The organism is Bdellovibrionales bacterium, from assembly GCA_016714165.1.
Classification (GTDB): domain Bacteria; phylum Bdellovibrionota; class Bdellovibrionia; order Bdellovibrionales; family UBA1609; genus JADJVA01.
The window spans coordinates 186,569-212,665 of the sequence record JADJNU010000001.1 but is presented as its reverse complement, the minus strand read 5'-3'; the positions used below and the strand labels follow the sequence as shown (position 1 = coordinate 212,665).

The 26,097-nt window shown below is 45.4% G+C and carries 20 protein-coding genes and 1 pseudogene; 10 read left to right on the top strand and 11 right to left on the bottom strand.

What is annotated here, in order from left to right; all coding sequences use genetic code 11:
• The first annotated feature begins 69 nt into the window (after positions 1-69).
• From IPJ71_00925 to IPJ71_00905, 5 genes are all read left to right on the top strand, one after another.
• Complete coding sequence (locus IPJ71_00925) at positions 70-444, top strand: hypothetical protein (protein MBK7842247.1); 375 nt, start codon at positions 70-72, stop codon at positions 442-444.
• Between the two features lie 374 nt (positions 445-818).
• Positions 819-1,445 (top strand): M48 family metalloprotease, encoded by a 627-nt coding sequence (locus tag IPJ71_00920; GenBank protein MBK7842246.1) that lies wholly within the window; start codon positions 819-821, stop codon positions 1,443-1,445.
• A gap of 9 nt (positions 1,446-1,454) precedes the next feature.
• Positions 1,455-2,444 carry a hypothetical protein gene (locus IPJ71_00915; GenBank protein ID MBK7842245.1) on the top strand — a complete coding sequence of 330 codons (990 nt, stop codon included), beginning with the start codon at positions 1,455-1,457 and terminating at the stop codon, positions 2,442-2,444.
• Between the two features lie 13 nt (positions 2,445-2,457).
• Complete coding sequence (locus tag IPJ71_00910; GenBank protein MBK7842244.1) at positions 2,458-3,237, top strand: TatD family hydrolase; 780 nt, start codon at positions 2,458-2,460, stop codon at positions 3,235-3,237.
• A 49-nt stretch (positions 3,238-3,286) separates the two neighbouring features.
• Positions 3,287-4,186 carry a tRNA threonylcarbamoyladenosine dehydratase gene (locus IPJ71_00905; GenBank protein ID MBK7842243.1) on the top strand — a complete coding sequence of 300 codons (900 nt, stop codon included), beginning with the start codon at positions 3,287-3,289 and terminating at the stop codon, positions 4,184-4,186.
• Between the two features lie 184 nt (positions 4,187-4,370).
• Here IPJ71_00905 and IPJ71_00900 read toward each other — a convergent pair whose 3' ends face one another.
• The gene (locus tag IPJ71_00900; GenBank protein MBK7842242.1) at positions 4,371-6,902 is read right to left on the bottom strand and encodes a DEAD/DEAH box helicase family protein; all 2,532 of its coding nucleotides are present in this window, start codon (positions 6,900-6,902) and stop codon (positions 4,371-4,373) included.
• 196 nt (positions 6,903-7,098) lie between these two features.
• Between IPJ71_00900 and IPJ71_00895 the strand changes: the two genes are divergently transcribed.
• Positions 7,099-7,458, top strand: a complete 360-nt coding sequence (locus IPJ71_00895) for a transposase (GenBank protein MBK7842241.1) — start codon at positions 7,099-7,101, stop codon at positions 7,456-7,458.
• A 113-nt stretch (positions 7,459-7,571) separates the two neighbouring features.
• Here IPJ71_00895 and IPJ71_00890 read toward each other — a convergent pair whose 3' ends face one another.
• Positions 7,572-9,215: a hypothetical protein gene (locus IPJ71_00890; GenBank protein MBK7842240.1), complete on the bottom strand. Its 1,644-nt coding sequence runs from the start codon at positions 9,213-9,215 to the stop codon at positions 7,572-7,574.
• Positions 9,216-9,886: 671 nt separating this feature from the next.
• Between IPJ71_00890 and IPJ71_00885 the strand changes: the two genes are divergently transcribed.
• From IPJ71_00885 to IPJ71_00875, 3 genes are all read left to right on the top strand, one after another.
• Positions 9,887-10,174: a hypothetical protein gene (locus tag IPJ71_00885; protein MBK7842239.1), complete on the top strand. Its 288-nt coding sequence runs from the start codon at positions 9,887-9,889 to the stop codon at positions 10,172-10,174.
• A gap of 868 nt (positions 10,175-11,042) precedes the next feature.
• Positions 11,043-11,342: a hypothetical protein gene (locus IPJ71_00880; protein ID MBK7842238.1), complete on the top strand. Its 300-nt coding sequence runs from the start codon at positions 11,043-11,045 to the stop codon at positions 11,340-11,342.
• Positions 11,343-11,613: 271 nt separating this feature from the next.
• The gene (locus IPJ71_00875; GenBank protein ID MBK7842237.1) at positions 11,614-12,267 is read left to right on the top strand and encodes a hypothetical protein; all 654 of its coding nucleotides are present in this window, start codon (positions 11,614-11,616) and stop codon (positions 12,265-12,267) included.
• 214 nt (positions 12,268-12,481) lie between these two features.
• Here IPJ71_00875 and IPJ71_00870 read toward each other — a convergent pair whose 3' ends face one another.
• The 4 genes from IPJ71_00870 to IPJ71_00855 form a co-directional block, all read right to left on the bottom strand.
• Complete coding sequence (locus IPJ71_00870; GenBank protein MBK7842236.1) at positions 12,482-13,159, bottom strand: hypothetical protein; 678 nt, start codon at positions 13,157-13,159, stop codon at positions 12,482-12,484.
• 450 nt (positions 13,160-13,609) lie between these two features.
• The gene (locus IPJ71_00865; protein ID MBK7842235.1) at positions 13,610-14,932 is read right to left on the bottom strand and encodes a hypothetical protein; all 1,323 of its coding nucleotides are present in this window, start codon (positions 14,930-14,932) and stop codon (positions 13,610-13,612) included.
• 149 nt (positions 14,933-15,081) lie between these two features.
• Complete coding sequence (locus IPJ71_00860; GenBank protein ID MBK7842234.1) at positions 15,082-15,486, bottom strand: AgmX/PglI C-terminal domain-containing protein; 405 nt, start codon at positions 15,484-15,486, stop codon at positions 15,082-15,084.
• Positions 15,487-15,519: 33 nt separating this feature from the next.
• Positions 15,520-16,926, bottom strand: coding sequence for an aldehyde dehydrogenase family protein (locus IPJ71_00855; protein MBK7842233.1), 1,407 nt, complete (start codon positions 16,924-16,926; stop codon positions 15,520-15,522).
• Between the two features lie 139 nt (positions 16,927-17,065).
• Here IPJ71_00855 and IPJ71_00850 point away from each other — a divergent pair.
• Positions 17,066-17,455: pseudogene (locus IPJ71_00850) on the top strand (TM2 domain-containing protein).
• On the opposite strand, the gene IPJ71_00845 reads toward IPJ71_00850, so the two are convergent.
• The 5 genes from IPJ71_00845 to IPJ71_00825 all read right to left on the bottom strand — a co-directional run bounded on the left by IPJ71_00845 (position 17,448) and on the right by IPJ71_00825 (position 26,093).
• The gene (locus IPJ71_00845; GenBank protein ID MBK7842232.1) at positions 17,448-19,499 is read right to left on the bottom strand and encodes a DUF3488 domain-containing transglutaminase family protein; all 2,052 of its coding nucleotides are present in this window, start codon (positions 19,497-19,499) and stop codon (positions 17,448-17,450) included. The pseudogene IPJ71_00850 and the gene IPJ71_00845 overlap by 8 nt on opposite strands.
• Positions 19,496-20,434, bottom strand: coding sequence for a DUF58 domain-containing protein (locus IPJ71_00840; GenBank protein ID MBK7842231.1), 939 nt, complete (start codon positions 20,432-20,434; stop codon positions 19,496-19,498). The genes IPJ71_00845 and IPJ71_00840 overlap by 4 nt, the downstream gene beginning before the upstream one ends.
• On the bottom strand, positions 20,435-21,361 hold the full coding sequence (locus IPJ71_00835; protein ID MBK7842230.1) for a MoxR family ATPase: 927 nt from the start codon (positions 21,359-21,361) through the stop codon (positions 20,435-20,437).
• A 110-nt stretch (positions 21,362-21,471) separates the two neighbouring features.
• Positions 21,472-25,077: an FHA domain-containing protein gene (locus IPJ71_00830; protein MBK7842229.1), complete on the bottom strand. Its 3,606-nt coding sequence runs from the start codon at positions 25,075-25,077 to the stop codon at positions 21,472-21,474.
• A 20-nt stretch (positions 25,078-25,097) separates the two neighbouring features.
• Complete coding sequence (locus IPJ71_00825) at positions 25,098-26,093, bottom strand: hypothetical protein (protein MBK7842228.1); 996 nt, start codon at positions 26,091-26,093, stop codon at positions 25,098-25,100.
• Positions 26,094-26,097 lie beyond the last annotated feature (4 nt).

The following is a 26,097-nucleotide window of genomic DNA, read 5'->3' as shown; positions in this document are numbered from 1 at the left end:
ATTTCCGGCTGGGTAAATAGAGCCTTATCAATGAATCAATTTACACTGATTCGAACAGGAGATGTAAAAATGAGAAACAAAATCTACGTAAAATCAATGTTAAATGGGGCTGCGATCCTTTTAGCCTTGAGCACAGCCAATTATTCAAGTGCACAACAATCCGATAGAGAGGAAATAAATGTTGCGGATTATATGAATACAAATCGAATCATTCAAACTGCAGTCTCATCCTTGAATTCACGAGGTGAAGGTCGGCGAGCTATGGGAGAAGCTGGTGGCATAAAAAGCATAGAAATTGATGATACACCTGGACAGCCTTACGTCGTATATATTACGACAAAGAATGGCTGCGTGATCACGACCACTTTCAAGCAAAGGCCGGTTGAAACAAAAGATCTGCAGGCTTTTGCTATAGGAGATAAATCTATTGAGTGCGATAAATAGATTTTAAGTTCAAACAATTGGAATACAATAAAGAGCGGAGATTCCGAATACAAAGGCCAGAATTGGAGGGCCGAAACCAAATGTGACACGGAAGATGTGAAACATCTTAGCGAAATATTTTATGGGAATTAAATGCGCATAAAAATCTTCCCTATCATTCTTAGTTTTGTTTTGCTCTTTATCCTTGGCAGTTGGGCAGAGCGATGGGGATGACTTCACCCTCAGATCCAGCCGAGCCACTTTTGCCGAGTTTATGGGCGACCCCTACTTGAGAATGGTCTTTTCAGATCTTCAAGATCGCTATCTTAGCTCGAATCCCGACAGAACTCTGCATGAATTTATTGCCAGCCAATCTGCTTTAGCTTCGATTGTAGATGATTTTATTAAAGACGAAGAAGCATCTCTGCGCGCTTTCGAACTTAAAAGGGGGGCAGAGCTGCTCGAACTTGGCCCCTGCGGCAAAAGGACATTATGCCGCGATTTACTCACTCCTTACTCGTACGGCCGTTGACCTTGGATTTTCTCCCCAGGCCATCAAAAATCGCAGAGTTTATGTCGAGTTCGGCCAAAATGCATTTGCAGTCAGCAAAACGGCTGAGCACATATTCGTTGTTCTAAGCTCCCAACTGATCGAAAAATTAAATTCTGTTGAGCTCAGATCTGTTTTCGCGCACGAACTCTCTCACATTAAAAACCAACACATCATTGAAAAACATATTGAAAGCATACTGAGTAGTCTTGCCGTCGAAATATATTCAAATGGCGTTCCCGATCAAGTTGACGGTGACCTGCTTGAACGCCTTTTAAGATACGTGAGGCATATCAACCGTGGACCAGAATCGAAAATCACAGCCAACTCTGAGGGCGAAGATGGACTCCGGCCATCCTCGGGAAGTAATTTAAGGAAAATCATTGAGGATGCCTTTGAAAGCTTGCTAGCAATCGAAAGAACTGAGTTTGAGGCTCTGATGAGAGATTTTCTTGACATTCAACTGAAGTGATTGAAAGAAATGAAGGCCCACAAGGAAGATATTTCTTTTCATATATCCTTGTCTGCTCTGAACCCGTTTGATAGATTCGAAAAAAACAGATTGCCTTCGGATGGTCTACTTCGACAAATGAATAGGGCATTTAATGCCCTTTCACAAGCCCAAGAAGAATCAGCTGACCGATTCGGAACCAGTGTGACCTCCAGCGACCAAACAGCTGCCGCGACTCTTTTTGCAACCCTAGATGTTCGCTTGCAACGAGATGATCGAATCTCCATGCTCGATCAAGTGCACCAGCAGTGGCAAAGATTTCAAGCGAAGTTTTCACAAGACGATAGAGCCGCTCACTCCTTCGATTCTACTCATCCCGGCAACATTCCTCGCATCTCAAAAATCATGCAGACTCCAGCCTACCCAGCAATCCTTTTTGCCAATCCATTTTTGCGACTGCTGCTCCTGGAAGATGAGTTAAAGTTGAGGTTTAGCCACCTTTCATCGCACTCAGCTCCCCCACAACAACTGCAGAGTGTCTCTTCGCTGCTTTCGAAATTACAGAGCCGCCTATTCTATTTACTCACTCATTCTGGGGCTGAGAGCCGCTCTTCTTTGGCGGACATTGCCAATCCTCGCTTTGATAACTTCGTGCAATTTATCACAAGCCAAATTGAATTGAGGCGCCAGATCCAAAGATCTAGCGGAGCGCAAGAGACCACACTTCAAGAAAATGCGAGAAAGTATTTAGAGGCCAACAGATTGTTTCAGGGACTTTTGTCCGCCCTCAATGGAACCCTGAAAACAACCCCTGTTTGGCACTTCAAGAAGAGATCGCAACTCAAAGATCGGTTGAATATTTTAGAACAAATCGCAGAGAGTAAGACGGACGAGGACTTACGATCGATTCGCAAAAGAACAAGTCCCGCCTCAGCAGATTCCGTTGACGGAATTCGTTCTTCAAGAATTCCGGTAAGGCTAATAACATCTTGTAGAAGCAAATTACTTTCGAAGAAATAGGAGATATTATACTTTGGATCAGTGGTGGGATGCTCACTGTCATTTGTCCTTTCTCAGAGATGAACAATTGGCCACTCTTTTCCGCCATGTTGATTCCCATAACCCAGACTTGGCAGGGCATTTTATTCAAGGAGGCTACGATCCTCAGGATTGGAAACGCCAAATCGAGATTTCAAAATCATACCCAAGTCAACTGAGGCTCTGTTTTGGACTTCACCCCTGGGCACTCTTGCAGTTAGATTCAGCCTCTCGACAAGAGGCTTGGGATCAACTTTTAGAATTGTCTCCTCAGGCTCATCTGATCGGAGAAACCGGCTTAGACCACTTTATTACTCAAGATCCGGGAGTAAGAGCCACTCAAGTGGATTTTTTTCGACGACATTTGGATCTTGCTAGAACTCTCAATCGTCCCTTGGTCCTCCATATCGTTCAAGCCCATCAACTCGCCATTGAGTTACTAAACGAACAACCGCTCCCTTCAAGGCCAGGGATTATTCATGGTTTCTCAGCCAGCACAGAAATGGCTCAAGAATACATCAGCTTAGGTTTTTTAATTTCAATCGGACCCGCTCTCTTGAAAAAGGGATTCAAACAGCTTAAAAGGACTGCCTTGAATATTAAAATGGAACATCTTGTGATCGAAAGCGATTCACCTAGCGACCGCCTTGAACCTGAACTGGATCTCGGACTTGTAAACAGAGTGGCTCAGGAGATAGCGAAGATCAAAGGACTGCCTATAACTGAGGTCCAGCAGAGAAATCAGCAAAATCTTGAGGTTTTGTGCGGCCTTTAATTTTGATTTCTGATTTGGCAGCGGAGTCCTCAGATCGAGAGGGAAAATAGTGAGTTTACCTGATGATTATGCTTTTAGGTTTGGAGGAATGGGTCGACTCATAGGAAAGCCAATGCTGGAAAAATTGCGTTCATCTCATGCCTGCGTGATTGGAGTGGGTGGCGTTGGAGGCTGGGCTGCAGAGGCCATGGTGCGCAGTGGAGTCGGCGAGATTTCTTTGGTTGATTTCGACGAGGTTTGCCTTTCCAACACCAATCGACAAATTCAGGCTCTCTCCGACGAGGTTGGAAAGCTCAAAGTCCAAGTTTTAGCGAATAGATTTCGCCTCATTAACCCCGAAATCAAAGTTAATATATTGGATTTCCCCTTCAATCCTGATTCGGTCGAAGCCGTGTTGGGCGGAAACTTGGACGTGGTCATCGATGCAATAGATCGGGCGTCAAACAAGTGTCTTCTTATCAGCGAATGTAAAAATAGAGGCATCCCTCTCGTCGTCACCGGTGCTGCTGGAGGAAGACGAAACCCAGCTCTCATTAAAATCAGCGACATCACTGATGTTCAAGAGGATCCTCTTTTGGCGAGGGTGCGACGGATCCTCCGCCAAAAATACGGATTCCCACGAGCGGCAAATCAGAAATTTGGTCTTACCGTTGTGGCGAGCAGCGAGCGCCCCACTTTGCCACAAGAAGATGCTTTTAAACTATCTCAAGATCCTTTCGAGCCTGTCCAGATGGATCACAATAATATTCAGGCTGCTTCACGGAATCAAGACAGTCAATGCAATCAAGACGTTCAAGAGGATCACAACACTCAGGACAAGCAGAATTCTCCATCTGGCCGACTTGATTGTCGGACTGGATATGGCACTGCCAGTTTTGTGACCGGCGTTTTTGGTTTTTACACTGCTTCAGCTGCAATTGAATGTTTAGTCAACAAGAGCCTCAAATGAACCCAAACCAATGCATCCGTTCACCGGCTGTGAATGAAAACTGAGATTGTTTTGATTGGCCGATTCGGGCTGAATTGACCCACCCAATTCAAAGTAGTTAACCCACCTAGCAGGCTAGAGCTGACCCAGGCAGCTGGGTGGGTCAGTTCGTGCAAATTGGGTGGTTCAATTGGTAGCCAATCGATCATTTAGTCCCAAATCTATAAATTCTACCCGTCCCAAGCCAGTCTCGCCAACCTTTAAATTCCCACCTATACACGACATAGGGATTACTTGGAATACCTTGGGGTAAACGCCTTTCTTTAGAGGCCTGAACCCACTCATAACTGGATTTAATCCCGCTTTTTCTCGCCCATGCTCTCGCATCGTCAAAGGATAGCCATTCAATCTCAATCCCAAGCCAGTCACTCCAACCTTTAAATTTCCCCCTATACACGACATTGGGATTACTTGGAATACCTTGGGGCAAACGCCTTTCTTTAGAGGCCTTCTTCCACTCGGCGCAGGATCCAATTCGACTCTTTCCTCTCGCCCATGCTCTCGCAATATCAAAGGGTAGCCATTCAGTCCCAAGCCAGTCACTCCAACCTTTAAATTTCCCCCTATACACGACATTGGGATTACTTGGAATACCTTGGGGTAAACGCCTTTCTTTAGAGGCCTGAGACCACTCAGGACTGGATTTAATCCCGCTACCCATCGCCCATTCTCTCGCATCGTCAAAGGATAGCCATTCAGTCCCACGCTTAGAAAGCCGACCCGTCCCAAGCCAATCGCCCCAGCCCTGAAATCTGTCTCTATACACAAGATCGGGCTTGCCTGGAATATCTCCGGGTAAACTCCCCTCTATTGAGGCCTCCTTCCACTGAGAACTGGATTTAATCCCGCTATTTCTCGCCCATTTTCTCGCATCGTCAAAGGATCTCCACTTGATCTTCTTCCTTTGCCAGAACTCTTGAATACTTGATTCAAGCCTAATCCACGAGTTCTGTGCCAATATAACCTTATCGCCTGTGCCTATTCCCGAAACTGATGGATATTGCCTCTTCAATGGCTTCTGACCATTTGATCTGGGTTGAGTCATATTTTTTAGCTCACTCAAGATGCTCAGCAAGTCACCTGCTGTGTCCTCATTTATTTCAACAAGGCTAACAGCATCTACCCAAGGCTTTCCTGCCTTAAGCCTAAGAAGACGACCAAGTCTTTGCAAAAACTGGGTGACACTGGCCGAGGAGTTAAGATCGATCAATAAATCAAGATCTGATAAATTAACCCCCTCATCGAGCATACGGACCGATAGAATGATTCCCTTTGGGGCTTTCTTAAACTTTTCTATAATTTCAATATTTGTGTCGACCTCTTGTTTTGAGTGAATAAACTCGACAAAAAGACCTGGAAATACAGATCTGAAAACCTTGCTCAATGATTCAGCTTCTTCAATTGAGTTTGCGACAATCAGTATCTTATTTTTTTCTTGAATTAGACTCTTTAAAAACCGAGCAATATATTCGTAATGTTTTGGATTTATGACGTAGCGAACGCCTGGCACATCAAGGTTGTCATGACCTTGAACGAAGAGATCCTCAATCTCAAAGATCTCTTTTGAGAGAAAAAATAATTGATCAAATGGAGTCAGCTCTCCCTTTGAAAATGTCTGATAAAGCTGCTCAACAACATCACTGACATTTCTTTCGAAAAATTCAGTCTGAACCATCGCCTTGTCCGCACGATCAAGATGAACCCAAAAGCTCTGATTGTAGAACATCTCCTGAAGAGAGACCTCTCGATGGACGGGTGTTGCCGTAAGACCCAGAATAAACCCAGAAAAATCATCCCGAGCACTTATGTCTTGTAAGAACTCGCGCATGAGAGGAGCTCCAAAATGTTGGCTTTCATCATAGACCATCACTTTTAAGACCCTCGCGAGATCATCTCTTTCATTATCACTCAAATTTTTGAGTTGATTTCTCAGAGTTGCAGTCGTTGTGACGACATATTTTTCACCTGATGTAGATTCAGTAACGGCCGCTCTTAAATTAGGAGGCTCTTGAGATTTTGCCGACCACAAACTGTGTTGAATACCCCTGAGATTTAGACTCTTTGAAAAATCTCTTAGATTAAGCACTCGATCTGCAACAATGAGACGAAGACCAAGGGTTTTAGACTGAGATAAAAATTGAACCGCAACCTCGGTCTTTCCAAACCCAGGAGGGGCTACCAGTAACATTCTATCAAGGCCGCGTTTGCGAAAAGATTCTATGACTTTAACAGCATCTCGTTGAGAATCTTTTAGACTATTTGGCCCATTGGCTGTTGAATTGTAGGGATGAAATTGCGTTCCAACTAAAGCTTGTAGAATAATATCTCTAGGAGGGCCTCCGCCGGTGAGGCCACGGTTTGGCCAATAGAGTCGCTTAAGCTCAGGGGATATAACAAGCCTTGCCTCAACCTCATCTGTCGAATGAATCACCAAACCCTTCAGGCTGATCCATTCTGAGGACACCTCCCAGGGAAGACCAGAAAACAAAGGCTCATTTAAAAGCCACTCAGAAAGCTCTCTAAAGGGAAGACTTAATTCTTCGCCATTTGCTGGTTTTTCTAAGAACAATCTGCAAGGCTGGGATCTTAACGAGGACGCCTTGGCTTGAAACCAATGACTCAGACCACCCAGAATGATTGTAGCTGAAAAGAAAACCCAAATCCTCAAAGACGGCACTGATCTGCTCCCATTGTGAGGCCCAAAAAAGACAACTTCCTCCAAATCTTCACCTCGGCTGCATTTATTGAGAGAAGACATCAAATTCACGGAGCACAAAGCGAACACGCGACGACACATTGAGTCAAGCTTGATGGATGATCGAGCAGGACTTTAAAAGCGAAAGTGAATTTGACCTGGGGCTCATTTCTCAAGTCTGCGCAAACGACCAGCACTGCAAATATCTGAATTTACCCCCGAAGAACGCCTCCAATACCACCAAGAGAGAAGTGCACGTCCCATGGAAGAACTCAAGACTTGGATTGACAAAGTATTTCCAACCAAGCTCGCTGAGCCCAATTCGAAACTAGGAGCCGGTGTCAAATACATGCAAAAGCATTCGAAGGGGCTCACCGCATTTCTCCGCCACCCAGGGGCCCCACTCGACAACAATATCCTCGAGCAACAGCTCCGAATTCCTGTTCTAAATCGAAAGAACTTCCTCTTCACCGCCTTTGAAAATCTCAGACGGCCGATCTTAATTAAAAAAATCTCGAATTTCATTCACGGTCAGTGAACGAATACCAACCAATTAGGGAAACACGGCGATCAATGAAAGGCATGGGTTAAAGAAAATCGTATCGATTCTGGAGGTTCTTGCATCCTGAATCCCTGATTGTGTTTGCCTTTTTATTGCGGATTTCGAATGTTTTTTCTGCTTCCTGAGTGGCGTATCTGATGTTCATCAAAAAATCCACTCCAGCCAAGGCCTCGTCGAATCATATGACTGACCACTTTCCTGGGCTCAACTCCTTCGCCAAAATATTTGTGAATCAGCTCAGGAACTCCTCGCTTAACCATATCATCACTCCAAAAATAATAAGAAAGTGAATCGAGCCTCTGAACCTCTTTAAAAAATAAAACAAGATCCTCAATAGATAAATGGCCAAGGTGAGGAGTAAGATAGAAGTTCTCCAGGTCGTAGGCATCGATTTCCTTTAAGAAAGAGGTAAATGAAATCTTGTTAGCTGATACAAACGAATCGATGACCTGCGCATGAGTATAGGGAAATCCAAAAATAGCTCGCGTAATGTTTAAATTGGGATCAGCTCGCTTGCGGAAGCGTCCATCTGCATATTGAGCCTTCACATAAAGTATCATGTTAGCTTTGGTAAATTGAGATTCCCGTATATCTTGAAGTATGAGACTGGCTCGAGATACGGGCATTTCTCTGAGGTGAACTCCGATCCGAAGTTTAATATGCCTCAGTTGCAGCCATGAAACCGGCCTGCCCAAAAGCCAAGTAGATAACTGATCGATCATGGGCTGATTCTCTCCCGTGAAAATTCCTCCTCGATCATGCAAGTGGGTCAGCAAGCGTCCCACAAGCCAGTCGGAAATTCTCCGCTCGGTCTCTTGTCGAATTGTCTCTGTCTGCTCGGAGTTATTCGATCTCCGAGATCGAAGCTCATTGACCTCAAATCCAATTTCCTCCAGGAAGTTATAATACCCTCCAAAATCGGCCACAATTCTATTTCTTATTGTACGGATGCTAAGATCTCGACCCATTGTGGTCAAGATAATGGGCGATATCGCCTCTCTCGACTTTCGGAGTAGGGATTCTTCTGTCAATGAGAAACCCGCCCTATAAAGCTTAATTAATGTGAAACCGACCAGCGTCTTGACCAATAAAGAGCTTGCACCCTTCTCGGAGTATTTGAGCGGATTAATTCCAATCGATTCAAGAAACTCATAATACCCAAGACCGAGCCCCTCCAATCTATCATTGAGCATGCGGAGACTCATATCGTACCCCAACAATTCACTCAGCCTCTTCGCTGAAGCTGGGTCTGCTGGTTTTAGGCTCAAGGAATAGTTCTCCTGATCCAATTGCGCCAAAGCCGTGGAAATTCTATCTAAATCCAATTTTGCCTTACGTGACCGAACAAGTTTAAGATCGATTCCTAAACTTTCAAGAAAATCAAAATAACCAAAGTCATAGGTGCTCTTAAGGTGCCGGACGATCGTTTGCAGTGAATAGGGCCTTCCAAAAAATCTCTGTGTTACGCTTTCAATATGGTGATCACTGGGCGCTGAGATGGCATCTGTGTGCAAGGCATGCCCCTCAAGGTACAAAGTCAACAAGCTCAGAATATAAGGGGTGACACCAGTGCCAGTGCCGATTCTTTCATCTTGAACTCCAGGCTCTCTCATGGCGGGTGAAAGAATTTCCAATAGACACTGTCGCTTTGGTTGATCAGCCTCAACCATATAGTTTCTTTCATCGTCAGCTAGCGCAAAATCAGACTGCAAAACGATCAAATAAGCGACCAAATAGAAGATTAAGTGTAACTACCAAGCGATTCTGTCCGGGTTTAATTACCAAGGGAAAATGACCGCTTTTTGTTTCATTGTGCGACACTCCCTGATCTGATTTCAGCCACTCACGGTTGCAAGTGGAGGGGTTAGTCATGGGATCACAGGATTTGCTCGTTTTGAGGTCATAGCCAAAGTTGGGCAAACAAGTTGACTGATTTGAAGCAGAAACGCTTCTGCAGGTTTCGGGTCGAACATTAAGGCGTTACCTAACTAATTACCGGAAAGAGGAATTGCCTTCATTCGACATGGGAATAGGGGTCGTGCGCCAAAGAACAAATTGGCACCGGAATTAAAACGTCGAGTGCAAAAGCGAGGAAAAGCAACTGGTTCATGCCCTAAAAGTTACATGAGGAAGGCATCGATCTCAAGCGCGAAACTTTCCGCAGCTGGTGTCACGAGATAGGATTGGTTAAGAGAGCAAAAAAGCGCCGGGCAAAGCCACGATATAAACGCACCAGGATGTCTCAATCGGGCCTTTTAATCCAAATGGACGGCAGTCATCACAGATGGTTTGATAATCGCGAAACCCGGCCTTATGCGGCCATCGACGACGCAACCAGTGAGGTGGTGGCTGTGAATTTTTCGAGGGTGAGACGACGTTCGCATGTCTGAAGATTCTAAAGGACTTGATCACGGTTAAAGGTGTATTCAAAATTTTGTACGTGGACAAAGCTGGCATTTATGGCGGCATCAAGCGACAGGGCTTTTCTCAAGTCGGTCGCGCACTCGAGAAAGTTGGTGCCAGATCATCTTCGCTCACTCCCCAGAAGCGAAGCCATGAACGGCTATTTCAAACGTTTCAGGATCGACTCGTGGCCGAGATGAGGTTAAATAAGATCAGAACTATGGAACAAGCCAATGAATATCTCAAAACCGTGTATCTCCCTCACCAGCATAACCCCGTTATTCTGTGAGGCCGCACGACTGAAACCCGCCTACCAAGGCTCCGGCGCACTGTAAACTTGAAGAGATCTTTTGCATAAAAATACAGGGTTGTTAATCGAGATCACACCATCAGTCTCGGCGGAGAAAAATATGATCGCTGATCAACCGAAATTTTCAATCTACAACCAAAGAATCGAAATCCGCTCTCAAAGCCTGGGCAATGGCAGTGCTATTTTGCGGTCGACCCATCCGGTTAAATTGATCAAGCTCAAAAAATGATCGCCTGACTTCCCTCAGCTTGCCGATGTTGGCCAGTCTCTTTCATCAATTGGCCCGAGGGCGGCAAGCCGCCACTTCACAGCGCATGAGGAACCGATCCTCTTCGGCGCTGTTAGGCCGATATCAACCGTCGACTTAAAAGTGAATTCAATTTAACCCCTGCTGAAAGAGGCTGGCCACGCCCACTCAATTCCATGCTCCCAAACAGGGAAAGCGCCGCTCAAGAAAGTGCTTTTTAACCCGATGCAGCGGTCAGAATCGCTTGGTATTAAACCGGCCATTTTCCTGGAATGACACAAATAGAAGATTAAGAATCTGAACACACGAATCATCAACTGAACCCACAGTTCAAAATAGTCAAAAATATCAAGTCGTTGAGTTGATTGATTTCTCTTTGGATTCAGACGATGATGGCACTCAGCGAGAATTCAAAAGCCCAGACCACAGAAGCAAAGCAAATCCAGAATTCAGCAACAAATGTGCCAGATCTGGCCGAACCAAAATTTTGGGCTGCTCTTATGTTGTTAAGTCCTAATTTCTGATCAAACTTGTTAATGCCTATTGACCTTTCTTCGCCGAGTCGAGAGGCTTTAGAGGGTAGAGGAATAGGAAATTCGGATGTCAAAAACGATATTGGGTATATTTATTGTGATGTCTTCGTTTGCGGGTTGCTCAGGATTAAAGGTCATTCATCCAAATGACGAAAATAAAGACAGTGGGACTAAAATGCTCGACCTCTCTGAAGGCAGTCCTAAAATTGTTTCAACCTACACCTGTAAACTCCAGTCCATGGGCCATCGGGTGTCTGCTATCGGAAAGACCGAAAAAGAGGCTCGCGCAGAAGTATTAGAAAGATGTCACGATAGGACCTTAATTTCATTTTGTAAGGAAGATAAGATCACTTGCACACAGAATTAGGTTGAGAGTTAGATTCGAAACAAAAGCAAAGATGCCAATATAACACGCCCAAATAACATACGCCCATATCCCACATATTTATATTCATTGAACCACCAATTCTCGCGAACATGTCATCATAAATAAGTCTGGCACAAGATTTGCTGAAGTTTTCCTCCAAGATCCATCGTCTCAAAGGGGACCGAAAGGAGAGTCCTGAATCTGAAATTTATTCTTTCTCTCGCCGTTTCTGTCTCAAATTTCTCTCTCTCGCCACACAGGAGGAACCCATATGCGAACTTGCTCATTGATTTTACCCCTCATTTTACTCACAGCACTCCCTGCGCGTGCAGAGGAGATTCCTTACGTTAAAATAGATCTGTGCTCTCACAAACCCTATGAGGATTATCGCGCTTATTGGGATCAAACTCGGACCTTTTGTATTGAACAAGATGGAAAGACCCAAACCTACAATCTGTCCGATATGGGTGAAGTCAAATTGCGCGATGAAGGAAAATGGGTGGAAAGCGAATATGTTCGCTCTCTGACTGATCAGAACCGCGAAGAAGTCGCCACATACGACAAGTATTATGTTCGATACCTTTCCTTTCTCAATCCGAGTGATGATGGTGTAGAGGCCTTTGTTGCCCAGGTATTTTTTAACTGGGGACCCGGTACTCAAACGATTTACGTCTTTGGCGAACTGCATTCTGAGGGTGTTCATTTGACCGGGTATACTTACAGTGAAGCCGTAGAAAAGGATCTTCAAACTGCGGTCAAAACTGTCGACAATATTTTGAATATTTTCAAGGGCAAAAATCCAAATACGGAGGCGATTGAAGAGGTCCGAAGGAAAGATCATCGCCGCTCCGAGCCCGTTCAGGATGTCGTGACAACCTACGCAAAGCAGAGAGCCGCGAACAAGGGCGAGCAAAAGGCTCCGTAAGGCCAGCTGTAAGAGTGAGTGAACTTAGTTTAATTAGCTGCAAGCGACTGGTAGGAGAATGACGCTGATCCAGCGGTTTTCGTGGAATACTTCTGTTATCTTTCACACCGTCAAAGCCAGACGCCCCAATGGGGCGCTGGCGAAGTGGTTTGATTGTCTTGGCTGATTCATTTGCGGTTCAGGTTCTACCCTCCACAGTGGTGTTTATTTGGAATCAGTTCGCAATGACGTCTGCTATTTTCTGTCTAAAATCAATCAGTTTGCCCCTGACCTGATCAACATACACAAGCACGACTACATGAACTGGATTCAATGGATTTAATTTTGCTTTGTATTGATCAAGACTGGCAACCACAGTATCAACTCGCTGAACAATTTGCCCCAGAAGACCATCGATTCGATCTTCTATAAGTTCCAAGCGGGCGATCATTTTATCCAGCTTTTCAATGAGCTTTGCGTGCGCTGGATTGGTAGGATCCAACCACTCTTTGGCCTCGTCCAACTTAGCCCTGACTTCATCAAGTTTTTCTGTTACCTGATTGAGAAAAGCCAAAACCTTATCAAAGGCTTCCTGCAGTTTCTTGAGTACATCAAGAGCGCTCTGAGCTCCTAGGTTGCCAGAAGAGAAATTCAGGCCAAGGCTGCCACTTGAATCCACAAGACTGTCTATCTCAATCGTGGCATCAGAGAGAGCGGCTTCGGTCAGCTCTGCAACGACACTGACTTGATTCACCTTAGTTGGAAGTTCGTTCTCCGGCGAACTATCATCTAATGATATCTGATCCGCACCAACAACAGTTCTTTCCTGATATCCTTGTTGGCAGCCCATCGTCGAAAGGCCTAATGAAAATAAAAATGCCTGAGCGATTATGATCCGTTTTGTCAATCCCACACGTCCCCCTTTTGAAAGTCATTTTGTTGACTCTTTACAGAGCAAGGAGGGAGCCGTCCTAAGGTCGAGATATTCGATTGAAAACCATAGAAAAACTGTCAGATCCAAATCACTCCATAGAAAATTGACAAGTCGGACCAGTTTGCTGAGGCGTGACTTTAGACAGTTTTTCAGGACTAGCCCTAAGGCCAAGCTGAAAACGAGAAAGACCCTGTCCTCCTTATTCCAGATTGCGACACTTTGGACCGCACATCCTGAAAAGCCATTGAGATATCTATTGGCGCAAGAATGAAACTCTTCATTTTTGTCAAAATCCTATGCGCATGCATCCCGCACTTCCCGATGCAGCGCATATTTTTGAAGACTCAAGTATTCAAAAGATGTCTCTGGGCGACTCGATAGCCACTGATCTAAAAAAAGAATGAGGCCCAGAGTTTATTTAAGATAGCCTCAATGTCCCGGATAGACAATCTGCGCACAACTGCGAACGAACCGCTTCCATCGGCCTCCACCGGGTTTTTCCTTAGTGTGAATGGACCTATAAATTCGCGCGTCGGTGGCCTGGTCAGACAGATAGGTCTTGCCCGCATTGGGAAAAGTTCTAAATGCAAAGAATAACGCTTGTGCGTACATACCAAGATTGCCAGGGATAATCCAACTAAGAACACGACCGCCGTTGTTAACAATCACTCCAATGGTTTCAAGGCGATAACGATCAGGTGCATTTAGTCTGCCTTGCCTCTGTTGAAGCCCTATATCAGTCTGATATTGCCCCATCACCGCGTTGAACCAAATTCCTCCAATTGCCGCCTGAATCACTGCCGCTGTCAAAGCCAGCTGGCCATCAACAGGAATTGGTGAGCCACCCCATACGGTGGGAAGTTGCGAAGCTCCCACTCCCGCTCCGTAAAGTATCATTCCGTAGGCAAAGTTAACTCCAATATTTTTTATTCGACCAATAACAGGTCCACCACTGAAGACCTTGTTCCAAAATCGGTTCATTCCCGGGGCGGCAAACTGGTACTCCAAAGCTGCTGACGCTACCCCCACAGACATAGCTGGAACCCCGCCAATGAGAAACTCCCTCGCGGGGATATCCAAGCTGGGCATACTCAAGGCGGCGGCCACCAAAGCCACTCCAACACCCAACCCAATACGAACAACCTTGACAAGTTTAATCTTTTCTCTTGGGAGGGCAGTTGGGTCCTCCAAGGCAGGATCCTCTGAAGCGACAAACACCAAGTTATTCAAACCCATTTCAGCAAATCTCTGGTTGAGATAAGTAACTGATTCAACGGCACTTGGGTGGACTCTCACCGTCACAGTGTATTTCCCTTCAGATTGGGTCAGTTTTATGAGGCCTTGTAATTTTTTGTTCTGTGCCAAGGCTAATTCAATCTGCTGAACAACACCGACAGGCCCAAGCTTTGCGAAAATCTCCCCTAGCCCATCTAGAAATTGGGCAAATTCCTTTGTGGGCTTAGCCACCTGAAGCTTTTCTCCTTCAACTTCGATTGGTTGAGTATCTACGAGCTTGCCGTCTCCTTCTGCCAATGAGTTTATTCCGTCAACGACACGCTGTTCTGAGGTTGAATCTGCGTCACCAGAAGGAAGAGTAGCAGGCCTTGCGAAGGGAAACGTACCTCCATCTACTTCGGAAATCGCGAAGGAAGCCTGCCCCCACCCTAATGTCAAAAAAGAAAACAATGCAAAAGACCAAACTCTCACTAGAAATGAACTTCGTTCGATTTTCATGGGCACCGACTGTATCATCATCTTCCTCCATCAAGGGGTCCAAACAAAAAATGAATCTAAGAAGCGCCCCAGTAACTAGTCCTATTTTGGGGATTATTCAAAGACATCTTAAAAAAATTCGCTTGAAGCAAATTTCCTCGGGAATTTTTTTCAACTAAATAAAATGATTAGGGGGTTTTAGTTGGAGGTGAAGCTCTCTCGACAAGACTCGTCCACCGGAATGCGTAGGTCACTGTGGTTTTTGTAAAGATTTGGGTAGGGGGAAATTTAAGGCGATGCAGCAAATTCAGAAAACAATCGCCAACAGCAAGATCTCCAAAGGTGTTCTCCGCCACAAGGGGATTCAAAACTTCACCTTTGTCATTCACTGTCCACTGAACAGAGATCTCTCCCTCTCTGTCCTTTTTCTTTTTCACGAGATCGTCGGCACATTTTTTTGCAGGAGCAAGATTTGCTTCAAAATGACGGATCGCCACTTCTGGGTCAGCTGCTCTGCGATGAGAAATCGACTGGCAGCCTGTTGTCACGAGAGCGCCAATCACCGCTATAAGTCGAATTAAGTGTGTGTTCATTTCTTCTCTCCGTTTTTCTTCAGTTTCATAGAATCACATCAACTCAGGTGACTTCCATACCATAAGTTTTTCGTAAGTCAGTTCTTTCATAGAATAAGGAATCCCTCCGACGCCGACACCTGACTGACGTCGCCCGCCAAAGGGCATCCAATCCACTCGAAAGGCTGTGTGATCATTCACCATCACGGTTGTGGCATCAAGCTCTCGACAGCACTTTAAGGCAAGATGAATATTATCGGTAAAAACGGAGCTCTGGAAAGCAAATGGCAAATGATTGGCTCTCTGAATCGCCTCTTCGATGTTTTTAAATGGATAAATGGCAACGACAGGGCCGAAGACCTCGTGGCGAGTGATGCGAGTGGCCTCGGGGGGGTTATACAACACCGTTGGCGAGTAACAGTGATGAGCAAGAACTTGCCCTCCTCCGAGAAGCTGGGCCCCCGTTTGCACAGCCTCATTGACCCAATCATCAATTCTTCGAACTTCCTTAGGATCGATCATGGGACCAACCTCTGTGGATTCATCTAAGGGGTCACCAACTTTAAGATTTTCTGCGCCTCTCGCAAGTTGTGCGGCGAAATTCCTGACCTTGCTTTCATGCACGAAAATTCTCTGGACCGACACGCAAACTTGACCTGCATGATAGAATCCGCCCTTCAAAAGAAGAGGAATCGCCTCATCAAACTTTACATCTTCACATATAATAACGGGCGCAGCTCCGCCGTGCTCAAGAGTGCTTGTCACCCCAGGCGCCAATAGACTCCGTAATTTCCAACCCACTTCGGCCGAACCTATAAAATTAAAATGAGACAAGCGCTGATCTCTCACTAAATTCTCTGTCATTTGATGATCACAGATGACCATCCGGCACCATTCTTCAGGCAAACCGGAGTCGTAAAGAATTTCGATGAGACGACGACAACTCAAGGGCGTTTGCCTAGCAGGTTTAACCAATACAGGGCAACCCACAGCAACCGCAGGAATGACTTGATGAATGATAAGGTTGAAGGGGTGATTGAATGCGCTAACAGCAAAAACAATTCCTACCGGCTCTCGTCTCGTAAACGCCAATCGGCCTTCTGAGGCTGGCGTCAATCCCATCGGAATTTCTTCCCCTCCCATAGATTTAAGCGATTCAATAGCAGTTCGGATGCCCTGAATCCCCCTCTCAATCTCAATTCTGGAATCACACAAAGGCTTGCCGCCCTCCTGAGTTGCCGTCATGACAATGCGATCAAATTTCTTTTCAACAAAGGATTTGGCTCTTTCCAAAATAGAAATTCTCTGACTCACCGACAATCGAGATCTGGGCTGGCGGCTCAACTTGTGGGCCTGAACAAGCCAGTCTTCAATTTCTTGAGGCGTATCATAAGGCAGAGATTCAAGGACCTCCCGACTAAATGGAGAAAAAACCGACAGTTCCAGCGACTTGGCAGGCATTAAAACTCCTTCCAGAAAAGCATCCGTCTTGACCACCCCGCAGAGAAGGGCAAATGGCGGCTTGACTTCAGTCAAATGAGACTCAGAATCCAGTTAGTTCTTTTGCAACCTTGCCTAACCTTACCTCAAGAGGGACTTCATGGATACAAATAGATCATCGCACAGTCTCCTTATCGGCTATCTCACTTGGATTTTTGGATTTATGGGAGCTCACCGCTTTTATTTTGGCAAGCCCATTTCGGGGACTATCTATTTCTTTAGCTTAGGTTTACTTGGAATCGGTTGGGTCGTGGATTTCTTTCTTATTCCGGGAATGAACGAGCAAGCGGATCGCCGCTTTAAGGATGGTCCGTTGGACTATAACGTCGCATGGATATTGCTTGTCTTCTGAGGAGTGTTTGGAATTCATCGCTTTTACATGGGAAAATTTGTGACGGGAATCATTTGGCTTTTAACGGGATCTCTTTTCGGTATCGGGTGGCTATACGATCTTTGGACCCTCAACGACCAATTGAGTGAACTTAACTAAGCATCCTCGGCTTTTGTGCTTCTTCCCCTCGGACTTGGATTCTCAGTCTCTTGATCAAATATCGCAATTCGCCTAGTTTCCTTCGATCAAGGCGAGATCTACCGTATCGACTTTCAATAATAGGCTCAAAGATGGAATCGAGAAGCGATTTTGATTGGGGAAACTTGTTTTTTGCTCTGCTCCAAAACTCAAGTGGGCCCTCCGTTTTCTCTCGCACCAATCCAGCCCGAGAAAGACGGTCACAAAGCAACCTGTACAAAACCAAGTCTGGCTCGTTATGATCATGAGAGCCGCGCAAAATAAACAGAGTAAATACCACCATCATCACTGAGAAAAGCACACCTGCCACAACAAATACCCAGCGACCGTAGGATTCTACTCCCCACCTTTTTAAAATATCCTTCTGAAATGACCAATCATAACGCAAGAGAAAATTGACCCACAAAGACTCAGTTTGATCCCAAATCAGGTGAATCCTTTCACCCACCTCTCCAAGACCTCCTCTTAGCCACTTGGGTAGGTTTTGTGAATTAAAAATACCACTGACATCCTCCCTTACCATTTCTGAATAGGCGGCAGCACCCATTGCGATGCGCTGTGGAGAAATAGCCTCAACTGGATCTACCCTCATCCAGGTCTCCTTTTCCGAATCCCAAAATTCGACCCAGGCGTGCGCATCTAAATATCTAACGAAGTAATAGTCGTTTAACAGGCTGGGTGTTCCTCCCTGAAAACCAACAACAACTCGCGAGGGCACCCCAGCCAATCGCAAAAGACTGGCCATCCCACCGGCATAGTGTTCGCAAAATCCCATTCTTTTAGAAAACAAAAAATCATCAAGATCCGTCATTTCCCCAGGTTTCAGAGTGTATCTAAACTTGTTAGAGGTGAAATAGTTCAGAATTCTGTCGACAACCTCTCTTGAACTCTGCTTGCCATTCCCAATAAATTCCTTTGCTAAATCCTCCACCCTTGAACTGACCCCTCCAATTACCTTTAGGTATATCTCTGGATCAGGGGACATCCATTTCGCTTTCGTGCTATCAACCACAGAGAATGCGCGATAATAGAGCCGACTGCTCAGGTTAATCTTTGATTCAAAAGTCTTTCCTTCTGATGTCCGAACCAAACGCGAAGTGGGATCGCCTGAGAAGCCAACGAAGGCTGGCCAATCCAAAGCAAATAAATAGGGATCAGAAGAGGGCTCAAAAAATATGTCCTGCGCGATTTCATTGCGTGCTGTATCTCCGTCTTCCGGTGTTCTCGGTGAAACAGGAACTCCCTTTTGAAATACCCCTTTGTCCCAATCCAAACCCCGGCTGAGAGTCAACACCAGTCCCCTCCAGTAAAGACCTCGCACCGAACCTGGTTGCCTCTCTGGAAATGAAACTCGAAATGCCACTTTATCGGACTCTGCCAAATGAGCCACTCGGCCCGGGCGCAGAGAATCAGAAAATCCGGTCTCTCCTGTTACTTTCTTTGACTGATTCCAAAGATTTAGACTAAATCGAGGAAAGACAACAAAAAGAACAAATGCCAATGGCATCGATTGCAAAGCAAAAATCAAGGACCGACGCATGAGAAATCGAATTTTTCCCTGAGTAGAGGACGAATAAAGGGTGGCCAGAACTGCTGTAATGAGCAGAACATCAAAAACCATGAATAGCGTCATTTCCATTGATTGTGATTCAATTAATTTGGCCATCAATATCAAGTAGCAAAGTAAAATGACGACCACAGCATCTCGAAACTTCCTTAACTCCAATAGTTTGGCCGAAACCATCAGAACCAAAAGTGCTGTTGCCGGCTCTTGTCCCATCACAGTGCCATACTGAAAGAATATACCCGCTCCCCCAAGTGCAACTATCCCCTTCAAAAATCCCGAGCGCGGAAGCGGCCAGGAACGGTAGTAATGGGAAAGCCCCCAGAGGAGAAAAAGTGCCGACACCCCTATAACCCAAGTTGGTACCGTCAGCGCATGAGGGAGAATATTGAATCCAACTAGGAAATAAATGAGATTTCGCTTTTTATCATCATAGTTCATGCGGGCCTATTAAAACGCGCCAGTTCTCTTTGACACTTCTGGTAATGTTGAGGGCCGACTCCAAATGGAATTCTCCCCCCCGGCATAACCAATTCAAACGGCGCATTTGTTTCCTTTGCCAATTCAAGCCAACGGGACAATTGATTTAAAACGAGCTCTGAATCACGAGCCAAAACCTCACTAAATCTAACCGATATCTTCTTATCCGTGGTACCCTCAAACTCCTTAACCATTAGTCGCTCTCGGCGAGCAAAAATCTTCCAATCGACACGCCGAAAGCTATCACCAAGTACGTACTTTCTATGCTCCCTGAAATCATCGCCGCGCTGATGTCCCAGATTCCTATTCACGCTGGAAGTATCATTCTCTTTAGTGGTATAGCTAAGTGGCAAATTACCAATTGGACTGGGATAAAGAATAACCTCCCCTCCAGGATTCAGAACTGTCCAAGCGCGAAACAACCCCAAAGGAAAGACTGTCGTCAAGACAACCTGAGGAACTGGCCAGATCCCACGGCTTCCAGCGCCACAAACCAAGGGATGAAGAACCATCGCTCGACCTCCTAATTCCTCGATCAAGCTGCGATGGCCAAGATAATTTTTCGAATGAGAAGCATAGAATTCAACCATTTGACGAACAGAGCTCCCCTGATTCACAAACCGCAGAGGGATTGAAAAAGGCGAGCCGGCAAATTGATCGGGTATCGAAGCCGATTCCACACTAATACCCCTCAAATTGTTGTGAGTTTCAACCATACTGATAACAAAAATGGAAAATAGAAAAAAGCCCAAGAGAAAAACCAAATTGTTGTTGTAAGTAGCTCCCGTAATGATCACAAGAGCCGTTCCAATCAAAAAAACAAAGCCCATTCCCGTCGGAAAAATATAAACCTTTCCGTACCTCATTCCAGGAAAATGGCGAGCCCATTTTTCCATTTAGTCCACCCTAACGGCTTGCAGGACTTCCTTGGCTTTCTGGTTTGCAATCCCGTTCTGAAAATTGTCTCCCCCGTTAAGTCGATGAGAAATGACACCAACTCCCACGGCTTGGACATCTTCCGGAACCACCATGTTACGACCTTCAATAAAGGCCCACGCCTTTGATGCTCTCAGGAGCGCAAGTCCTGCACGTGGAGACAACCCCCATTGGTCCGTCGCCTGATTGCGAGTGTATTCGAGAATTCGATAAATGTAGTCAATAATGGGATCCGAACAGTGGATCCCTCCGACAATTTTTTGCACTTCAACTAAGTCCTGAGGAAAAAGAGAAGGCTCCAATTCCTCAATCAACTTGTCTCTACTCTCACCCTTTAAAAGGGCTTTTTCGGCGAGAGCATGAGGGTAGCCAATTTCAATTCTCATCAAAAAGCGATCCAATTGGGATTCTGGCAGCGGATAGGTTCCGGCCTGATTCATCGGGTTTTGAGTAGCGACCACAAAAAACGGAACTGGAAGTTCATGAGTTACTCCATCAACGGTAACCTTGCGCTCTTCCATTGCTTGGAGACAGGCGCTCTGCGTTTTAGGAGTCGCCCGATTCAATTCATCAGCAATTACCATCTCACCAAAAATCGGGCCGCGATGAAAATGAAATAGCCTTTTATCAGAATCAAACACTGTCGTTCCAATAATATCAGACGGCAAGAGATCGTTCGTGAATTGAATTCGAGTGGAATTTAAGCCTAAACTTTTTCCGAGCAAACGGACCAAAGTCGTCTTTCCAACACCCGGTATATCCTCAATAAGTAAATGCCCGCGAGCCAAAAGACAACAAAGGGCCAATTTAATCTGAGGCCTTTTACCGAGTATCACCTGATCCGCTTTATCCAAGAGCTGAATAAGAGATAAATGATACTGAGAAATTTCAAGTTGCTTTGCCGCTGTCACTTGGATCTTCCCACCCTGAGCTCTAATCGACACCCTGGAGTCATATCGGTGTTTAGCCAACCCAAATTAACAAAAGAAAAGCTAATTTATTGAATTTCCTGTTCCAGCTGATCCAGCTGATCCACTTCAGTGTCCAGGATCTTTTCTTCTCTTTGTCTCTTTTTATTCTTTGGACTTTTGACAGAAGAATCTTGTTCTGTCTCAGAAGAAGACAGTTCTTGCTTTTCGCCTTTAAGGGGTGGTGCGACGCCCTCCTCAGTCTTTTCTTTCATTTCTCCAAGACCCTTTCTCGCACTTTGAGAAGAGGTTTTTTGACTTGGCACTTCTTCTTCGTAAGCAGATCCCTGCTTGCCCTGATGAGAAACATAGTAGCTCGCCGCAAATTCCTTGTATTTTTTTATTTTGAGATTTCCACCCAAAATCTTCTTCATGTCCTCAATTGCGATGGCTTCAATGTCATTCATTCGCTTTATTCCCTCTTCAGCAGTTGCTGGCTGGAGGGACTGCTGAACCATCTGCAGATCCTTTAGCAAGGTGTTTTCCCGTGAGATAAAGTTGACAATCACACTCTCATTTAATCGCAACTTATCAAGAAAGAATTTATTTAGGTCAGAAATCCAGCGCTCTTGAAATCCCTTGTCGGTTTTAATTTTGACGAAATCTCGAGTATAAAGAACATTTTCGACATAGGAATTTTTGAAATCATCCGTTTGGGGAGGCTCATAACGAGGACGATTTTCACGCTGCTTTCTAATTTCGTCGACATAGCGTTCCTGAATTGATTTATCGGACGAGGCCAAATCCACAACCTTGGAACTCCACTGAGGAAATACAAGAGGAAAAACTGTGAAGAAAATGATAACTGATGCAGCGACTGCCCCCGCGTAACCCATGCGGCGCCAAAAGCGTCTTGCCTTCCATCCTGATTTTGAAGTAAAAAACATGATTTTTTTCAAATCTTCCTGATCGTTGAGAGCTTCATCATTGAGTATTCTTTTAACAACGTCCTGGATTTCTGTTGAGATTTGATCTCGCACCTCTGGAGCCACATCCTTCGATGCAATATCTTGAATCCTTCGCAAAACAGCCTTATCAATAGCGGCTGCGATTTCCGAGGCCTCTTCTCTTCTGCGAAACTGATTTTCTCTTTCTGCTTCCTTAAATCTCTCCTTCGCCTCATCTACCTGTTTCATTTTAAAGGCACTCAATTCCAGGCTATCTTTGCGCCGCTGCTCATTGTATTCACTTTTTGCCTGTTCCAAAAGTCGTTCGCGCTCTTGGGCCGCTTCCTTTTGAACCCTCTCCCTTTCCTGTGTCATCTCCAATTCAGCAGTTTTTCGCTCCGCTTCCAATTTTTGCATCTTAGAATCATACTCTTCTTGTGCTTTCTTAAGCAAAGTCTCAGATTTTCTCTGGGCAGAAGTTGTCATCTCAACTGTTTTTGCCTCTGCCTCTTCACGAATTGAGGTTACTTCCTCAGCAATCCTGCGCTTTCGTTCCTCCCAGGTGGTCCTTTCCTGATCTAGACTCCTCTGAGTCTCCTCAAATATTTGCCGTGCTTTCTCTCGAGCCTCCTCGGTCAAACGATCTGACTCACGCTGAGAAAAGACCGCAAGTTCCTCCGCTGTCTTTTTGGCCTTCTCCAGTTGTTCCTCGGACTTGGCTTGAGATTCGCTCAATATTTCCTGAGCCTCTTTATGACGTCGCGCCACTTGGGCCTCGGCAGATTCCAACAGCTCCCGAGCTTTTTCTCTGGCAGTGCCCAACTCATTTTCAGCCAAAGCTGCGGCTTTGGTCCACTCCGCCTGCGCTTGATCTTTGGCCGAGCGCAAAACGCTCTCAGCTTTCATCTGGCTCTCATCCAAAAGGCTTCGTGACTCCCTCTGCGCCTTTAACAGATCCTCCTCGGCCTTTTCCACAAGACTTCTCTTTTCAATGCGGATGCGCTCGAGCTCCTCCTCCGCTTTTCGACGGGAATTATTAAAATTATCATCTGCCCACTTTTCAGCATTCTTCAATACAACTTCCGCCTGCCTTTGCGCCTCGGCCATCACCTCCTTGGCCTTGGAACTGGACTCCAACTCAAGTTCAACTCTTCTCTTTTCAAACTCTTCCTTTTCGACTCGCAAAACTTCACGCTTTCCCTCTAGGGCTCTGCCCAGCTGATCGGCAATCTTCGTCACTTCTGCTTCGGCCTCATCCATTAGCTTGAAGGCTTCATCCTCAATCAGACTCTTAAACGCCTCAATTTCTTCTACTGTCACGGCGCGAAGAAGTTTTACATGTTCCTCTGCCTCGTCGCGATTTTTTCGAATTTCTTCAATCTGCAGATCTCTTTCTGATCGAAGACTCAAAATTCCGCTTTCTAATTTTTTTATTTCCGTCGTCAGAAAATTGAAATCTTCTTCTGCTCTCAAACAACGTCGTTCTGCTTCTACAGTGAGCACCCCAGAGTTCAACTGTGCTTGTACGGACCTTTTTTCTTCCTCGAGAGCCTTTTCTGCCGATCTCCTGACCCTTTCGCACTCCAGCATCAAGTCACGGAGCTTCTCCTCCTTTTCTGCCACTTCAGATTTAAGTTCCCGCAAGGCCCTTTCAACTTGCTTGACCTCCTCCTCAAGTTTCTGCTTTTTCTCTCTCAGATCACTTTCCGCCTGAAGTCTTTCCTCGGTTAAATTGGCAAGAATTTCGATCAGCTCTTGTTTTCGACTCTCTTGCCCCAGTATCTCATGATTCAAATCGGCCAGAGATACCCTTGCCTTTTCTGTTTTATCAACAAACTCCTCAAGCTCGCGGCGGGCATAATCAACAGCCATTTCTGATCGACTTGTTACATCCTTTGCCTCCAAATCGGCTTTCTCGATAATCTCCTTTGCACTTCTCTTCGCGTTTTCAGTTATCGACTTTGCGGACTGCTCGGCTTCTCGCTTTAGCTTATTGGCAGTCTCTTGTGCTTCACGGATCAGCTCTGAGGAATTCTTCTGTGCCTCACCTCGAATTAGGTTCGCCTCGCCAAGAACTTTCTGGGCCTCATGAAACTGGATCGATGGCTTTTCAACAGCTTTAGGAGGTAGTGGAGGGCGATATTCACTTTCTTCTGCGTCTATATCTTTTCTATTTTGCGCGTCGCTTTTCCAGTCGGCGCCTGCTCCGTCGCCAAATGAAGGGACAGTGGACTGACTCGACTTGCCATAATAGGGAGGTCGTTCAATCGAATCCTCCTCTATCATGTGAACCACCTGAGAAACATCTGTTTTTTCCGGATCCATATTCTCGTCCAGGGTGGTCTTATCCTCAAGGTCCTCATTCGGTTCTTCACTTTGACCTTTGAACTCAAGATCGCTTTGAGGTTCCACCTCACTAGCTTTTGTGGCCCCGGGACCTAAACTAATCTTAATCAGTTTGTAATTGCCCAGTTGAATGATATCGCCATGCTGGAGAGGCACAGGACTCGATGGATAAATCGCTTGTTCGTTGACACGGGTTCCATTTTTTGAGTTTTGATCTTCGATAAACATCTGATTGTTGCTAACCCAGACGACAACATGGACGCGACTAACGCCGTTTTCTTCAATCTGGAGCCCAGCTTCTCCGGATCGTCCGATGGAAAAGCTTTCCTCATCCAGATAATGAAATTTGGAGCCTCTTGTCAGAAGCTCCTCAATAATAAAAACAGCTGTGTCCTTTGACATATCTTCTTAGATGATCCTCTCTACCCGGTACGCTTAACCTCCGACCCCTCCGTCGATGATTTCCCATGACCTCTTTCGCTATCCCTGCTGCTTCCTACACCGCCACCGCGTCGTTCTGCTTTGTTAAACTCTAAATCCACCGCCTGTTCCGCCAAAGCATCCAACGGATCCCGATGCTCATCAAAAGCTGGGATTTCGTGTGGAAGATCATTGTTGTTGCTGATATGCCACAACTTATCTAACGAGCTTTCCATCCGATCAACTGTCTCTACAAAGACCTTTTCTGGAACAAAAAGTGCATTGACAAAACCAGATGTCACAGAAAGCATAATTCCAACGGCAGATGTCTTCATAGAAAAAGCAACGCTCATCAGAAACTGATCCATCACAGTTTTGCTTCCTTGAACGTCATTGAAATCCATTCCTCCAAGTTCCGGCAAGGCCTTCATTATTCCGACAAAAGTTCCGAAAATCCCTCCCACGATAAACATGCTGGGAAGAATATTCAAAATATCAGAAAAGGCAGATGCCGGAAGCAAACCGAATACCTTGCTAAAACAAGGATTTCTCTGAAAACTAATTTTTGATATTTGCAACAATTTCGGACGGCTATCGTGATGAAATCGCAAATGGCGCAAGTGCTTCAACAAATCCTTCACCATCCATGCCGTCCCTTGTTTAATCAAAAAGACTCTATCACTCCAATGCATAACTGAATCTGGTTTCCGTCTTTTGAGAAGAGCTCTCACTTCGAATATCTCATAATATGTCTTCTCTAAGAGGCGTTTACAGGCAATGAAAAAAGATTCAAAGTCCTTTTTCTTTGCTTCCTCTAGATAATTATCAACCCGTCGGTCGAACTCCTTTGCAAACCATTCCTCTCTTTTCACCGTATAGAAAATCAGAAGTCTCAACACCATTGCGACAAAGAAGACACACACCATCGTGGGCATGAGAATTCCTGTTGCAAGCGTGACCACCATGTTCACCACCTGGTCAATGTAATAGGTTAACATCGCT

Excerpts from the sequence above, each read along its gene's own strand:
- IPJ71_00875 (MBK7842237.1), top strand. The coding sequence starts at position 11,614 with ATGCGAACTTGCTCATTGATTTTACCCCTCATTTTACTCACAGCACTC.
- IPJ71_00830 (MBK7842229.1), bottom strand. The coding sequence starts at position 25,077 with ATGTCAAAGGACACAGCTGTTTTTATTATTGAGGAGCTTCTGACAAGA.
- IPJ71_00865 (MBK7842235.1), bottom strand. The coding sequence starts at position 14,932 with ATGATACAGTCGGTGCCCATGAAAATCGAACGAAGTTCATTTCTAGTG.
- IPJ71_00860 (MBK7842234.1), bottom strand. The coding sequence starts at position 15,486 with ATGAACACACACTTAATTCGACTTATAGCGGTGATTGGCGCTCTCGTG.
- IPJ71_00825 (MBK7842228.1), bottom strand. The coding sequence starts at position 26,093 with ATGTTAACCTATTACATTGACCAGGTGGTGAACATGGTGGTCACGCTT.
- IPJ71_00845 (MBK7842232.1), bottom strand. The coding sequence starts at position 19,499 with ATGAACTATGATGATAAAAAGCGAAATCTCATTTATTTCCTAGTTGGA.
- IPJ71_00915 (MBK7842245.1), top strand. The coding sequence starts at position 1,455 with ATGAAGGCCCACAAGGAAGATATTTCTTTTCATATATCCTTGTCTGCT.
- IPJ71_00855 (MBK7842233.1), bottom strand. The coding sequence starts at position 16,926 with ATGCCTGCCAAGTCGCTGGAACTGTCGGTTTTTTCTCCATTTAGTCGG.
- IPJ71_00840 (MBK7842231.1), bottom strand. The coding sequence starts at position 20,434 with ATGGAAAAATGGGCTCGCCATTTTCCTGGAATGAGGTACGGAAAGGTT.
- IPJ71_00925 (MBK7842247.1), top strand. The coding sequence starts at position 70 with ATGAGAAACAAAATCTACGTAAAATCAATGTTAAATGGGGCTGCGATC.
- IPJ71_00880 (MBK7842238.1), top strand. The coding sequence starts at position 11,043 with ATGTCAAAAACGATATTGGGTATATTTATTGTGATGTCTTCGTTTGCG.
- IPJ71_00920 (MBK7842246.1), top strand. The coding sequence starts at position 819 with ATGATTTTATTAAAGACGAAGAAGCATCTCTGCGCGCTTTCGAACTTA.